Here is a 13,355-nt window from a genome sequence, read left to right on the forward strand (position 1 = left end):
TTTATCCCTTCTCTTCTTTCAAAAATTGCCGTAACAGGCGGCGCAGTAATACCGATGGTTTTTCATCCGCTTCTTCACAATAGCGCTGCAGAGACTGCCAATCCGCATCGTCGAGATACGTATCGACTTTATGCCGCTTCTGCTTTGTTTCCTCTATCCGTGTCCTGCGCCTGGGGCGGGGTGGTTCTTCAGGAAAGAAATCCTGTATTTTCCGCCGTTTTGGTATTTCCTCAAACTCCATAAGCTGTTCCTCCCAGCGTTTCTAATGTATTTAATACGACCTTTACCCGTTCATATTCCTCGTCGAGGCGGCATATGTCTTCATGGCCGGTTTCATAATCGGCTTCCAGTTTCTCACCACTGCGGATATTGGATTCCTTTTCCTCTTCCAGACAATCTTCCAGAACGACGACATACTCACAAAGCTCATCACAGATATCGAGTATCCGGTTGCAATAGCCCTTATAGTCTTTCTGCAGGTCATACCAGTCCTCTTCCAGGCGGTCTTCCCAGTCTTCCAGCTCTTCCCGGTGCTGTTCCAGATGATGACCGCGGCGGCTGAAATCAAAGACAGGCTTGCGCCCCCACAGGCCGGAATGTTCGTACTCTTCTTCGTCCTTCATGAACTGCCGGCGTTCCCGGGACAGATCTGCCCGTTCCGTAAAGTAAGACCGGCATCGTTCCCGCCAGTCCAGCCAGAAAGATTCGGCTTTTTGTGCCGACTCTTCATATCCGGCCAAGGTATGGGCAAAGCTGGCAGCGTCATCCAGTTTGGCAAACACGGGCTGCCACGTCGTAAAATTACGGATACCCTTCAGGAGGCGCTGGTAAAAATCTTCCGTTTCCGTCATATCATCCAGGGGCACATACTTCCTGCCGGCCCAGTCGCGGTCGTATTCATTTTCCCTGTCCCGGACATACGACACAGCCTCTTTAAGGGCCTTTCGGACACTGTACAGAGCGAGATTGCGCTTTTCTATTTTCTTCCGGGTACTCTCATGGTTTTCAAAATACGAGGCTTTCGCCTGCCGGGCTGTCCGTACCATATACAGATGACGTTCTATGCTGTCACAAATAATAGGAATCTGCGTATAAATAAAGCTAATCTTATCGGCTTCAGCCAACGACCCTCCATAAGACAAATTCCATAAGGATTTCGCATCAGCCTCAAAGCGGGAGTACACTACCAATTCAGACGCACTGTTCCGTAATACCGTCAGCAGGCGGTCGTATTCAGGCAGGCCATCGGCCGGTTCAGCCGTATACGCCCGTATGTCATCCAGAACATGATCTGTATCCGGACGTGCCTTCTGGGTTAAACTGGTCTTTACTTTTCCTAATTGTTTTTTCAGCCAGCTCATCGATGTTCAACCTTCTCCCCTGATTCATTCCCAGTTTTTAATTATAGCAAATCATAGAGATTTGAACTAGTCACATAACACATTTTATACTTGCAGTATTGATACGAAGAAATAATCATTAGTAATTGACTGCACCCAATCTCATAGCTATAATATAGCCATTATAAATATTGAGGGGGAAATATTTGATGAAAAATCTGATTGTAATAGGTCTGTTCGTACTTCTTGTACTGAGCCATCTCTATCCCGGCAGTCCCGTGGCAACGTTAGCCATGCTTACTGCTTTGGTAGCTATCGGCGGCGCTTGCGTCAAACTTGGCGAATATATCTGGGGCAGCGACTGCGAAGCCTGGCTGACGGTTGTAGGTCTGGCCTCTACGGCACTCATCGTAACCTATGTCCCGGCCTGCGTTCCCCAGGGAATCAATCATCTGGCCCTCCTCGTAACGACTATGATTCACTAATAATAACTGACAGCTGGAATTTTTCCGGTTGTCAGTTATTTTTTTCTATTTTTCTCCTTGTATACATGTCAAGAGCTGGTAAAGCATGGTAAAATAGTAGTAAATAAGTAGTAAATACTTCCTTTAAATTTACATGATTTTTACAAAGTATTTACACAGGACTGACAAAGTATACGTATACTTTGAAAAGAGTATATTAGGAGGCGTACCTTACATGTTCAGCATCAGCAATAAACACGAAGAATTTTTTGACTATCTCATCGAAAATGCCGAGAAATTCCGGCGCGGCGCCGTCATCGCCAACGAAGTCATGAAAGACCTGTCACTCCTGCCGGATCATATGGAAGAAATTACCAATCTGGAACACGGGGCAGACAAAGTCAATTTTGATGTCATCAAACAATTGGCCCGCGTATTTATCACGCCGATCGACAGAGAAGATTTTTACAATCTGTCCTGCCGGCTGGAAGACTGTATCGACAACCTCCACGGCTTTATCATGCGCGTCGATATGTACCATATTACCCAATCGACGCCGGCTGCCGTGCGTGGTACGGAAGTCCTCATCGATATGGGAAATGAACTGGCCAGCACCTTTGAATTGTTAAAGAATATCGACAAACACCAGGCAGAACTCATTTACCATACGGAAAAGCTCAACAAGATGGAAACAGAAGTAGACCATATCTACCGGGCAGAAATGTCCCGTATTTTCAGCGGGGAAATGCCGCTTCTGGATGTCATCCGCTGGAAAGATACGATGGCGTCCATCGAAGAAACAGCGGATAAAGTAGAAGCACTGGGTAACCTGATCAAAGGAGTGGTTATGAAGTATGCTTGATACGTACATGATTATCCTCGTCGTCGTTCTGGCCCTGATTTTTGATTTCATCAACGGCTTCCACGATACAGCCAATGCCATCGCTACCTGCGTATCGACACGGGCAATCCGGCCCGGCCTGGCTATCATCGGTACGGCTATCCTGAACTTTATCGGTGCCATGATTTCTACAGGCGTTGCCAAAACGATTGGCGGCGATATCGTCATATCGGCCAGTATGATCAATGAACTGATTATCGTGTCCGGCCTGACAGGAGCCATCATATGGAATCTCCTGACCTGGTACGTCGGCATGCCGTCCAGCTCTTCTCACGCTCTTATAGGCGGCATGATTGGCGCCGTTGCCATTTCTGTCGGTTTCGGTGCCCTCAACGGTTGGGGCATATTGAAGATTTTCCTCTCCCTTATCCTGTCTCCTATAACCGCCATCGTCGTCGGTTATATTATTATGAATCTCCTCTTTGCCTTCTGCCATAATTACCGTCCGGCCGTCGTCAACCTGACGGCCAACAGGCTGCAGATCCTGTCCGCTGCTCTCATGGCCTTTTCCCACGGATCCAATGATGCCCAGAAATCGATGGGGATCATTACACTGGCCCTGCTTTCTGGCGGATTCATCGAAACACTGGAAGTTCCTACTATCGTCAAACTGCTCTGCGCTGCCGCCATGGCCCTGGGAACCAGTGTAGGCGGCTGGAAAATCATCCGTACGGTAGGCGGCAAAATTTTCAAGATGCATCCCATCCACGGATTTGCTGCCGATCTCAACTCGGCAGTTGTTATCTTTACGGCCACGCTGCTTCACCTGCCCGTATCGACGACCCATGTCGTATCCGGATCTATCATGGGTGTGGGCGCTGCCCAGCGCGTTAAAGCCGTTCACTGGAACGTAGCGCGCCAGATGGTTTCTGCCTGGGTCCTTACCATCCCCTGCACGGCCGTCATGGGAGCACTCGCCTTCCTCATCATCCGTTATGTCTTCTTTGCCGTCGTCTAAAACCTCAAACAAAAAACAGGAACTGTTCCATGAACGCATATCATGGGACGGTCCCTGTTTTTTTATGTCTTATAAGGTAAATACATCAGCCAGGCTATGTACCTGTCCTTCTTCATGGATTACGCGATAGGCTGCATGGAAAGTCATGGCATTGCGGTATATTTTAGCCACTGATTCCAGCGTTTCCATTCGATAAAATGCCTGGTTGAGGTTCGTACCTACGGCACAAGCCCCATGACTTGCCATGAGGATGACATTGACTTTCTTCAATCCCTGGGCACACTTGACGGCCAGATCCATTGATCCCGGTTCGGCAAAAGGCACGGTTATGACCGGTCCGAGGAAATCCCGCCCTTCCGTTACGACCTGACTGGGAAATTCCAATCCTGCCACTGATACAGCCGTAGCCGTCACAGGATGGCAGTGGACGATGGCTTTCACATCAGGACGAGCCTTATAGATTTCCAGATGAAGGCTCGTTTCGGACGACGCCTTGCCTTTTCCTTTTACGATATGCCCCTGCATGTCGATGAGCAGCAGATCGGACGGCCTGAGTTCTCCCTTTGGCACACCGGAAGGCGTGATGACAATCAGGCCGTCATCGCGGCGATAACTGATATTACCATCGCAGGCTACGACCAGCCCGCCTTCCTTCATCTTCCAGCCGATGCGGCATAGTTGTTTTTTTGTATCCTTTGTATCCATACCATTCACCTGTTCTTTCCTAAAAGATATCTCAATCATATCACAAAGTCCGTATGATAGTAAAAAATCAAAGTGTCACCGTAAAGGTGATGACGCCATTCTTATACGAAACATTGATAGAGCCTTTCAACAGCCGTACCAGTTCTTCCGCCATAGACAGGCCGATACCGTATCCGGCTTTGGCACTGCTGTGCGATTCATCCCCCCGATAGAAACGTTCGAAAAACCTCGTATAATCGACGCCCTTTCCACCGGCAAAATCATTAGAGACGGTCAGTACAGCCCCCTTGCCGATTTTCTTCGTCGTCAGAGTCACGGTAATCGTTCCTGCTTCATCGCAATACTTAACGGCATTATCGAGAAGGATACTGGCGATTTCATAGACACAGCGCTGATCCGCCACGACATGGATTCCCTCTTTTATGCGTGGCACGAGCATCTTTCCCTGGTCTTTGGCCAGAGCATCGAAAGATTGGACAGCCGACTGGATTTCATGAGAAATATCTATATCCTGCAGCGTTATATCTGCCCGGGAACGTTCGCCCCTTTTTGCCAGCATGATCAAATCATTGATCAGCTGTGACTGGCGCCGGACCTGTTTTAAAATATTGTCCGTCCACTGACTCTTGCCGTTGAGCATCTCAATAGTCTCAGCATTGGCCGAAATGATGGCAATCGGTGTTTTTAATTCGTGGCCGGCATTGGTAATAAACCGTTTCTGGTTTTCCATATTGCGGACAAAAGGCCGGACGGCCAGGCTGGACAAAGCCGCCAGAATGATTACATACAGAACAATGACAATCAGACCAAACCAGAAGGAATAGCGCAGCATATGATTGATGGACATGATATTTTTCGTGCTGTCCAGTACAATGAGCAGCCGGGACCCATCGGGATAGTCCTTCCTGAGATAGGCATAAACGGCCTTATCTTTATTGAGGAAACCTTTATCACTGGAAAGGCGGGATGCCATGTCAGCATAGACAATTGCTGAAGAAGCATCAAAAGCAGCGGTATGACTGATATCGACACGGGACACAGTCTGGTCTGCATCCCAGTAGACAGAAAAATATCGTACCTGGTAGAGAAAATCGGGTGTACTGGAAATCCAGTCATCACCGTCCAGCAGTACTTTATCGACGGCTGACCAGCCTGCATCACGATGAATCTGCCGTCCATCCGGCAGCGTTCCGTCATTTTCAGCAATAGAAGTTATAATCCAGTCGATCTCCCTTATTTCATGCATATACACGATAGCATTGAGGACGGCCAGTGCTCCGACTACGATGATGATGACAGCGGCAGTACCGGCCAGGATAAACTTCCGGTGCATCTTTTTAATCATACTCATATCAGGACTCCTGCATGAGGCAGAAGGGACCTCCTTCATCGCCCCGGATCGTAATATCGGCATCGATAGCCGCTAATTTTTCTTTAAGATAGGAAATGTAAATCCAGACAATTTTTTCATCTTCGTCCTCATCAGGCCAGACGCGGCTGAGGATATCACTAGTTGTCAGATCCTTATGGGCATTCATCATCAATAACTGCATGAGTTTCGTTTCTTTGGCCGAAAGGCGGACTGCATTGGTACTGCACAATTCCTGTTCCGCCACGTCCAGAGACACGGAACCAGTCTGCAGTTTCTGTGGTGTAAATGCCGTCGAACGCCGTGTCATGGCCCGCAGACGGGCCAGTAATTCAGCCATGGCAAAAGGCTTGGTCAGATAATCGTCCGCTCCGGCATCCAGTCCGTTGATACGGTCCGATACTTCTGATTTGGCAGTCAGCATAATAACCGGCGTCACATCGCCGCCATCACGGATCTGCTGCAGCGCCTGTACCCCGTCCAGTTTGGGCATCATAATGTCAAACACCATACAATCATAGGAATGGCTCTGTGCCATGCGGACTGCCGCCTCTCCATCATAGACAGGATCGACTTCATACCCCGAATGGGTCAGTATGGCAACCAGTGCAGCCGACATATCTTTTTCGTCTTCTGCCAGTAAGATTTTCATTACGATTTCCCTCCTGTGTTATCTGCACGAATCAGATTCCGTATGGTCTGCATGGATAAATCACACGAAGCCAGTTCATCGGCACAGCGTTTCAACTCGCGACTGATCATTTCCGGATTCTGGATATGTTTTTTATATTTCATTTCATGTTCCAGGCTGGCCCAGGAATCCATCGCCAGTGTGCGAAGCTGTATTTCCGCAAAGTAGCGCCCCGGGTTGTGTCCCAGCACATCGGTAAACGGTGTCGTCACGGCCAGGATCAGATGATAGCTGCGATATCCGTTGGGCTTGGCATGGCGGACATAATCCTTCTCCTCTACTACCTCTACCTGAGGCAACTGGCGTAAGTAATTAATATTGGTATAAATATCGTCGATAAACCGGCAGACGATCCGCAGCCCGATAGCGTCGTGAATGTCATATAATGCCGAGCGTTCTGTCTGCGGCAGTCCTTTCCGGTCACATTTGCCGCGCATACTACTGTCTGTTTTTATGCGGTACAGCAAGTGTTCATAAATCGTCGAACCCGTGCGGGCCTTTTCCCGTTCACTATACGCCCGGATTTCCCGGACCAGTGTTTCCATGACCTGTTCCAGCGAAGTCCTGTATATGCCGTATATATCTGTTCCCATGTACTCACCCTTTTATCACTATAATGATTTAGTATACCAGACCGAACCGTGAAATGCCATGTGCCGGCCATCACAATTTCGTCACAGTTACAACGTTTTCTCTTTCTATTGTACCACATCTGCTTGACATCTGCCGGGAAAGCCCCTATGCTGAAAGTATCTACTAACAGAAAGGATGAAGACCTATGACGATAAAAAAAGCCGCAGCCAGTGACATCGATGACGTAGCCCGGAGCTATGAAGCCTTGTTCGATTATTTCGATTCCCATCGCGACAGGACACACTGGCTGCGGGGAACGTATCCAACCCGTGCCGTAGCTGAACGGGGAGTTGCTGAAGGCTGGCTGTACGTACTGCGCGATGAAGAGGGCACGCTCCTGGCCAGTATGCTCCTCAATCACCATCAGGACGACGAATTTGCTTCCCAGCCCTGGCGATATCCGGCAGATTCCGCACACGTACTGGTACTGCATACGCTCTGCGTCCTTCCCGGTCACAGCCGCCACGGCATCGGACGGCAGATGGTACAGTTTGCCCTGGACCAGGCCCGTTCCCAGGGATGTACGGTCATGCGCCTCGATACGAATATTGATAATATTCCCGCAAGCCACCTCTATGAAAATATGGGATTTGAACTAGTCAGCACAGGAAAGGCTATGCTAAATGGAATATTGCCTGTTACGTTACGCTATTATGAAAAGAAACTGGATTAAGGTGCATCTCATCGGATCATGGCTGTTGGCCCTTTGCCTTTGTATCGCTGTCCTGACAGTCTGGCCAGCCGCTGCCACCGCACATCAGCCGGCAGTGACTCAGGGCATGCCGTCCTCTCCGGCTGCCCGGGAATGGAAGGATGACGGGCTGGGCATCTCCCTGCAGCTTCCCGCTGGCTTTGCCCTGACTACGCCGCCCCGTCCGGAAATACACTTGGCAGCCGTACAGCCAGAGGGCCGGCTCTGCATCCAGATTTCGGAAGAAAAGCGAAGTCAGCCCATATCCCCGGGCAAGCAAAAAGCCTATCTGAAACAAAGCTGGGAAGCCTACCGGCGCGTATTGAAAACGGATCATACCGTCCAGGACATCCACACGGGTATGACTCATATCGGCACCCATCAGGCATCCCGTCTGACCTATACACAACGGTTCTACCTGGGGGATCAGATCATCGACCTGTACACCGAACGCTACCTTCTTTTATGGGGAAACAGCCTGTATATCCTGACACTGACGGCCGATGCCCAAACGAAAGAACCATATCTTCCGGCTATGCGCCAGTGTCTGCAAACGTTTACAACGTATTAGCTTCCCGATGCAGGATGCGTTTTCAGCTATGTATGAATAAGCCTCGATAAATAAAGGATGCCGTGTTTCACACAGCATCCCCCTGTCATGCAAAACAGCTTGCAGATATGGTCTGCAAGCTGTAATTTTTTATTATTCTTCTTCGTCGGGAAGTTCCCCGTTATGGTATACGTCCTGGACGTCATCGATTTCATCGAGGGCATCGATGAGGTTTTCCAGTTTCTTGGCATCTTCAGCGCCGAGAGCAATGGTATTATCCGGAACCATCGTGATCTGGGCATGTTCTGTTTCGATACCGCTGTCTGCCAGCGCCTTTTCTACATTATCAAAGGCTTCCGGCGAGGTAATGATTTCAAATTCTTCATCACCGGTCTTAACATCATCGGCACCGGCATCGAGAGCGACTTCCATCAGCTGGTCTTCCGTCGCGTTTTCCTTGGACACGATGAAAATACCTTCATTTTTGAACATCCACGATACACACCCGGTTTCACCGAGGTTTCCACCGTGTTTGCTGAATTCATGACGGACAGCGGCTGCTGCACGGTTGCGGTTATCTGTGAGGACATTGACCGTAACGGCAACGCCAGCCGGGCCATAGCCTTCATAGGTGATTTCTTCATAATTCTGGCCTTCCGTTGCGCCGGCGCCCTTCTGGATAGCCCGTTTGATATTATCCTTCGGAATATTGTTTTCTTTTGCCTTCTGCAGAGCCAGTTTCAGGCGCATATTACCCGTCGGGTCTGCTCCGCCCATACGGACGGCAATCGTGATTTCGCGGCTGATTTTTGTCGTAATCTTGCCACGGATCGCATCGTTTTTACCTTTTTTACGTTTAATATTCGCCCATTTTGAATGTCCGGACATCTTAGTTCCTCCTCTTTAGTTCCACCAGTCCTCGCCGGCAAGACGATCCAGAATAATCGCCGCAGCCGAACGAACGGAGAGATGATTGTAATCCCCTGCACCATAAATTGGTTCCAGGATAAAATCAAATTGTTCCATCGTTTCTTTTGTCATGCCATATCCCGTACCAAGGAGCAGCAGGACAGGAGTATCTTCTTCTTCTCTCTTGCGTCGGAGGTCCTTGTAGGAAATCGTATTGGCGTACGTCCTGGCATCGGTCGTCACAACATAAGGCTTTTTTCCTTCTGCATCGGTGACAGCCTGGACAGCCGCCCCGATGGAAGGACGGATGTCGAGAATGTCAAGGGCTTCCGTACGATACGAATTATAATTCTTTCCTACAGGGCTGCGCCAGAAATCGATAATCTTACGCACCATGTCCAGTTGTGCTTCGACATGGTGGATAATGAAATATTTTTTTACGCCATAAGTGCGGGCCGACCGGGAAATATCATGGAGATCATAATTCGTAATGGCCGTAGCAATGACGTTGAAGTTTTTATCATAAATCGGGTAGTGAACGAGCCCGATATACAGTGATGATTTCATAATTCCGTTTCCTTCTGTATGCGTTCCAGTATCATGCGGTCTGTATCCGAAAGAGAGCAACCCTGTAGAAGATCCGGTCTTTTGGCCACCGTACGGCGCAGTGACTGTTCACGGCGCCAGGCTGCAATTTTAGCATGATTGCCATTGCGCAGCACTTCTGGAACGGCATGGCCGCGAAATACGGCCGGCTTCGTGTATTGCGGGTATTCCAGCAGGGAATGATAAAACGAATCATCCGAAGCACTGCCAGCTGACCCCAGGACACCGGGAATCATGCGGGCTACGGCATCGGTGATGATCATAGCCGGCATTTCACCGCCTGTCACGACGAAATCGCCGATGGAAATCGTTTCATCAGCCAGATACTGCTCTACCCGGTAATCGACACCCTCATAATGACCGCACAACAAAATGAGCTGGTCATAAGCAGCCAGCTCACGCGCCTTGGCCTGATTAAAGGTCGAGCCGGCCGGTCCCATGAGGATGACACGCCGCCGGGGCACATCTCTGCGCACCGATTCTACGGCTGCAAACAACGGGCCTGCCTTCATCAGCATGCCACAGCCACCGCCATAAATGGTGTCATCCACCATGCGGTGCCGGTCATAGACAAAACTCCTGGGATTAGTCACATCGAGCTCCAGGAGTCCCTGTGCCCGTGCGCGGCCGATGATGCTATGCTGATAGAAAGCCTCTATAAATTCAGGAAATAAGGAAATTATATCGATTCTCATTCGTCAATCCATTCTGGCGGATTTACCACCATCTTCTTCGCTTTGATATCCACAGAGCGTATTACTTCAGGAATGACAGCTAATAGAAGCTCATTGCCGGCGTCATCGTTTACCACGTAAACGTCATTGCTTCCTGTCTTCAGAACGTCCGTCACTTTCCCCAGCAGCCTGCCTTCCAGGTTGTAGACAGCTATGCCGATGATATCAAAGACATAGTACTGCCCTTCTTTCAGCGGCATCAGATCTTCCCTTGGCACCTGCAATTCCTTGTGTACCAGAAGTTCCGCTGCATTACGGTCATCGACACCGGCAAACTTCATCAGGACGACATGTTTATGGAACCGTGCCGCCTTGACTTCATAGCGCTTGCCGTCGATGTACCCGTATTTCATATGCAGGAATCGTTCGGGAAAATCCGTATCGGGATAAATACGAACATCACCCCGCACACCGTGCGGGGCAACTATTTGACCGATAGTATAGAGATCCATACCCGTCATCGTATTACTGGCGGAAGGCAATGATCTTGTCGTCTTCGAGCAAGATTTCCGTGCCCATGAGTTTGCCCAGATCGTCTCCGACTTTGACAACGACCGTCTGTTCGAGCGTTCCCTGCCGGATTTCGGAGCCGATTTCGAGCTGTTCCGCCTGTTCGCGTTCGTGCTGGGCTTTCGCTTTGGCAGCGGCAATGTGCTGCTTCTGTTCTTCCACTTGTGCACGAAGAGATATCAAACCCTGTGCGTCGATTTTGGCCTGTTCGGTCATCATGCGCTTAGCCTGGAATTCCAGGTTCTGAGCTTCACGATCGATATCGCTCAACGCCTGATCAGCATTTCTGATGATTTTGTCTTTCAGTGCCTGTGTAACTTTGGACTTGACAGTCACCGGTACACGCAACGTAATCTGATCCATGGTTCCTCCTATACGATATCCACTGATACTTTTTTGTTAGCCTTCACTGCAGCCGCCTTGACGACAAGGCGCAGGGCCTTGGCAATCTTGCCTTGTTTGCCAATGACCTTGCCCATATCTTCCGGGGCTACATGAAGCTGATAGACTTCGAGGCCTTTCTTTTGAATCTTTGTAACTGTTACTGCTTCCGGTTTCTTTACCAGAGACCGGGCAATACAAGCAATCAATTCTTCCATCGTATCCAGCCTCACTTACTTTTTGGATGCTTCAAACTGAGCCATGATACCGGCTTTTTTGAAGAGAGAACGAATGGTATCAGTCGGCTGTGCGCCTTTGCCGAGCCAGGACAGAGCTGCTTCTGCGTCTACAGTCAGGCAGTCAGCGCCTTTGGCCGGATCGTACATGCCCAGAGTAGCAACAGGACGACCGTTTTTACGGGCATCGTGGGAATCAGCTACAACGACGCGGTAGATCGGTTTTTTCTTTGCGCCTAAACGAGCTAAACGAATTTTAATCATGAAAATCACCTCCTTATATGGACTGTCGCTTCATGAGAAGCCTCTAAAAGGGAAGACGTGGCAAGAAGCCCCGTCGTTTGTTCTTCTGCATTTTCTTGGCCTGCTTCATCATCTTCTGCATATCCGTAAACTGCTTGATGAGGCGGTTTACATCCTGCACCCGCGTGCCGCTTCCTTTGGCAATACGGCGTTTGCGGCTGTCTTTGATGAGCAGTTTCGGATTGGCACTGGCCCGTTCCTGGGCTGTCATAGACTGGATGATGGCTTCAATCCGCTTGAATTCCTTGCCATCCATATCGATTTTATCAATTTCTTTCTTATATTTGCCAATCCCGGGGATCAAGCTGACCAGACTGCTCATGTTCCCCATCTTCTTGACCATGTTCAGCTGGGCCAGGAAATCATCAAAGGTAAAGCTATTGCTCTTCATGGCCTTTTTCATATTGGCCATCGACTCTTCGTCAAAAGCAGCCTGCGCCTTTTCGATGATCGTTTCCACATCGCCCAGGTCGAGGATACGCGATGCATACCGGTCGGGATGGAATTCTTCCAGGCCGTCCAACTTTTCGCTGACGCCAATGAACTTGATGGGTTTACCCGTCACGGCCTTGATGGAAAGGGCCGCACCACCACGGGCGTCACCGTCGAGCTTGGTCATGATGATGCCATCAATGCCCAGCGCCTGATCGAAGGCAGATGCTGCCGTCACAGCGTCCTGGCCTGTCATGGCATCGACGACGAGCAGGATTTCATGGGGCTTGACCTGTTCCTTGATATGGACCAGTTCATCCATGAGCGTTTCATTGACATGAAGCCGCCCTGCCGTATCGATGATGACCACATCTTTCAGATGACTCAGGGCATATGGTATGGCATGCTGGGAAATAGCAACGGGATCTTTGCTCCCTTCTTCCGTATAGACGGGAATATCCAGATCCTGACCCAGCACCTGTAACTGTGTAATAGCCGCCGGACGGTATACGTCTGCCGCGACCAAAAGCGGGTTCTTGCCCTGGCCATGCAGCTTTCTGGCCAGTTTGGCCGCCGTCGTCGTCTTGCCGGCGCCCTGCAGCCCTACCAGCATAATAATGGTAGGTGGTTTACTGGCCATGGCGATACGGCTCTGCGTGCCACCGAGGAGTTCGGCCAGTTCATCACGGACAATCTTAATGACCGTCTGCGATGCATTCAGACTGCCAAATACTTCTTCGCCGACTGCCTTTTCCCGGACCCGCTTGATGAAGTCCTTGGTAACGGCGAAATTGACATCCGCTTCCAGGAGGGCACGGCGCATCTCTTTTAGCGCTTCACTGACATCTTCTTCAGAAAGCTTTCCCTTGCCGCGTAGTTTTTTGAATGCAGCCTGAAACCGTTCGGACAAACTCTCAAATGCCATTGATGGACCTCCCTTTC

19 protein-coding genes are annotated in these 13,355 nt (G+C 49.8%); 5 read left to right on the plus strand and 14 right to left on the minus strand.

Annotation, left to right across the window (positions count from 1 at the left end; genetic code table 11):
* Position 1: 1 nt before the first annotated feature.
* Positions 2 to 241 carry a hypothetical protein gene (locus ACGTIC_RS10085; protein ID WP_059075963.1) on the minus strand — a complete coding sequence of 80 codons (240 nt, stop codon included), beginning with the start codon at positions 239 to 241 and terminating at the stop codon, positions 2 to 4.
* The gene (locus tag ACGTIC_RS10090) at positions 231 to 1,361 is read right to left on the minus strand and encodes a hypothetical protein (RefSeq protein WP_113855747.1); all 1,131 of its coding nucleotides are present in this window, start codon (positions 1,359 to 1,361) and stop codon (positions 231 to 233) included. The genes ACGTIC_RS10085 and ACGTIC_RS10090 overlap by 11 nt, the downstream gene beginning before the upstream one ends.
* Before the next feature lie 188 nt (positions 1,362 to 1,549).
* Between ACGTIC_RS10090 and ACGTIC_RS10095 the strand changes: the two genes are divergently transcribed.
* The 3 genes from ACGTIC_RS10095 to ACGTIC_RS10105 all read left to right on the plus strand — a co-directional run bounded on the left by ACGTIC_RS10095 (position 1,550) and on the right by ACGTIC_RS10105 (position 3,663).
* Positions 1,550 to 1,825, plus strand: a complete 276-nt coding sequence (locus ACGTIC_RS10095) for a hypothetical protein (protein WP_059075961.1) — start codon at positions 1,550 to 1,552, stop codon at positions 1,823 to 1,825.
* A 214-nt stretch (positions 1,826 to 2,039) separates the two neighbouring features.
* A complete protein-coding gene (locus ACGTIC_RS10100) occupies positions 2,040 to 2,666 on the plus strand; it encodes a DUF47 domain-containing protein (RefSeq protein WP_059075960.1) in 627 nt (208 codons plus the stop codon).
* Positions 2,659 to 3,663, plus strand: coding sequence for an inorganic phosphate transporter (locus tag ACGTIC_RS10105; RefSeq protein WP_113855746.1), 1,005 nt, complete (start codon positions 2,659 to 2,661; stop codon positions 3,661 to 3,663). The genes ACGTIC_RS10100 and ACGTIC_RS10105 overlap by 8 nt, the downstream gene beginning before the upstream one ends.
* Before the next feature lie 69 nt (positions 3,664 to 3,732).
* Here ACGTIC_RS10105 and ACGTIC_RS10110 read toward each other — a convergent pair whose 3' ends face one another.
* From ACGTIC_RS10110 to ACGTIC_RS10125, 4 genes are all read right to left on the minus strand, one after another.
* Positions 3,733 to 4,368 carry a class II aldolase/adducin family protein gene (locus ACGTIC_RS10110; protein WP_113855745.1) on the minus strand — a complete coding sequence of 212 codons (636 nt, stop codon included), beginning with the start codon at positions 4,366 to 4,368 and terminating at the stop codon, positions 3,733 to 3,735.
* Positions 4,369 to 4,435: 67 nt separating this feature from the next.
* Positions 4,436 to 5,719, minus strand: a complete 1,284-nt coding sequence (locus ACGTIC_RS10115; RefSeq protein WP_075581156.1) for a HAMP domain-containing sensor histidine kinase — start codon at positions 5,717 to 5,719, stop codon at positions 4,436 to 4,438.
* 1 nt (position 5,720) lies between these two features.
* Positions 5,721 to 6,389, minus strand: coding sequence for a response regulator transcription factor (locus tag ACGTIC_RS10120; protein WP_113855744.1), 669 nt, complete (start codon positions 6,387 to 6,389; stop codon positions 5,721 to 5,723).
* The gene (locus ACGTIC_RS10125; protein WP_113855743.1) at positions 6,389 to 7,021 is read right to left on the minus strand and encodes a GTP pyrophosphokinase family protein; all 633 of its coding nucleotides are present in this window, start codon (positions 7,019 to 7,021) and stop codon (positions 6,389 to 6,391) included. The genes ACGTIC_RS10120 and ACGTIC_RS10125 overlap by 1 nt, the downstream gene beginning before the upstream one ends.
* 185 nt (positions 7,022 to 7,206) lie before the next feature.
* Here ACGTIC_RS10125 and ACGTIC_RS10130 point away from each other — a divergent pair, with 185 nt between their 5' ends.
* On the plus strand, positions 7,207 to 7,734 hold the full coding sequence (locus tag ACGTIC_RS10130) for a GNAT family N-acetyltransferase (RefSeq protein WP_113855742.1): 528 nt from the start codon (positions 7,207 to 7,209) through the stop codon (positions 7,732 to 7,734).
* Positions 7,715 to 8,323 (plus strand): hypothetical protein, encoded by a 609-nt coding sequence (locus tag ACGTIC_RS10135; RefSeq protein WP_162816241.1) that lies wholly within the window; start codon positions 7,715 to 7,717, stop codon positions 8,321 to 8,323. Before ACGTIC_RS10130 ends, ACGTIC_RS10135 begins: the two co-directional genes overlap by 20 nt.
* 132 nt (positions 8,324 to 8,455) lie before the next feature.
* Here the strand turns inward: ACGTIC_RS10135 and ACGTIC_RS10140 are convergent, their stop codons facing one another.
* Genes ACGTIC_RS10140 through ffh form a run of 8 tightly spaced genes read right to left on the minus strand, consistent with a single transcriptional unit; the run spans position 8,456 to position 13,338 of the window.
* Positions 8,456 to 9,190: a YebC/PmpR family DNA-binding transcriptional regulator gene (locus ACGTIC_RS10140; RefSeq protein ID WP_113855740.1), complete on the minus strand. Its 735-nt coding sequence runs from the start codon at positions 9,188 to 9,190 to the stop codon at positions 8,456 to 8,458.
* Positions 9,191 to 9,205: 15 nt separating this feature from the next.
* Positions 9,206 to 9,778, minus strand: coding sequence for an RNA methyltransferase (locus ACGTIC_RS10145; protein ID WP_113855739.1), 573 nt, complete (start codon positions 9,776 to 9,778; stop codon positions 9,206 to 9,208).
* Positions 9,775 to 10,512, minus strand: a complete 738-nt coding sequence (gene trmD / locus ACGTIC_RS10150; RefSeq protein ID WP_059075950.1) for a tRNA (guanosine(37)-N1)-methyltransferase TrmD — start codon at positions 10,510 to 10,512, stop codon at positions 9,775 to 9,777. The genes ACGTIC_RS10145 and trmD overlap by 4 nt, the downstream gene beginning before the upstream one ends.
* Positions 10,509 to 11,012 carry a ribosome maturation factor RimM gene (rimM, locus tag ACGTIC_RS10155; RefSeq protein ID WP_059076027.1) on the minus strand — a complete coding sequence of 168 codons (504 nt, stop codon included), beginning with the start codon at positions 11,010 to 11,012 and terminating at the stop codon, positions 10,509 to 10,511. Before rimM ends, trmD begins: the two co-directional genes overlap by 4 nt.
* Before the next feature lie 4 nt (positions 11,013 to 11,016).
* The gene (locus ACGTIC_RS10160; RefSeq protein WP_059075949.1) at positions 11,017 to 11,424 is read right to left on the minus strand and encodes a YlqD family protein; all 408 of its coding nucleotides are present in this window, start codon (positions 11,422 to 11,424) and stop codon (positions 11,017 to 11,019) included.
* Between the two features lie 8 nt (positions 11,425 to 11,432).
* The gene (locus tag ACGTIC_RS10165) at positions 11,433 to 11,660 is read right to left on the minus strand and encodes a KH domain-containing protein (protein ID WP_059075948.1); all 228 of its coding nucleotides are present in this window, start codon (positions 11,658 to 11,660) and stop codon (positions 11,433 to 11,435) included.
* A gap of 15 nt (positions 11,661 to 11,675) precedes the next feature.
* A complete protein-coding gene (gene rpsP / locus ACGTIC_RS10170) occupies positions 11,676 to 11,942 on the minus strand; it encodes a 30S ribosomal protein S16 (RefSeq protein ID WP_059075947.1) in 267 nt (88 codons plus the stop codon).
* A gap of 43 nt (positions 11,943 to 11,985) precedes the next feature.
* The gene (ffh, locus tag ACGTIC_RS10175) at positions 11,986 to 13,338 is read right to left on the minus strand and encodes a signal recognition particle protein (RefSeq protein ID WP_113855738.1); all 1,353 of its coding nucleotides are present in this window, start codon (positions 13,336 to 13,338) and stop codon (positions 11,986 to 11,988) included.
* Positions 13,339 to 13,355: the final 17 nt, after the last annotated feature.

This window comes from Megasphaera hexanoica, assembly GCF_043520715.1.
GTDB classification, from domain to species: Bacteria; Bacillota; Negativicutes; order Veillonellales; family Megasphaeraceae; genus Megasphaera; species Megasphaera hexanoica.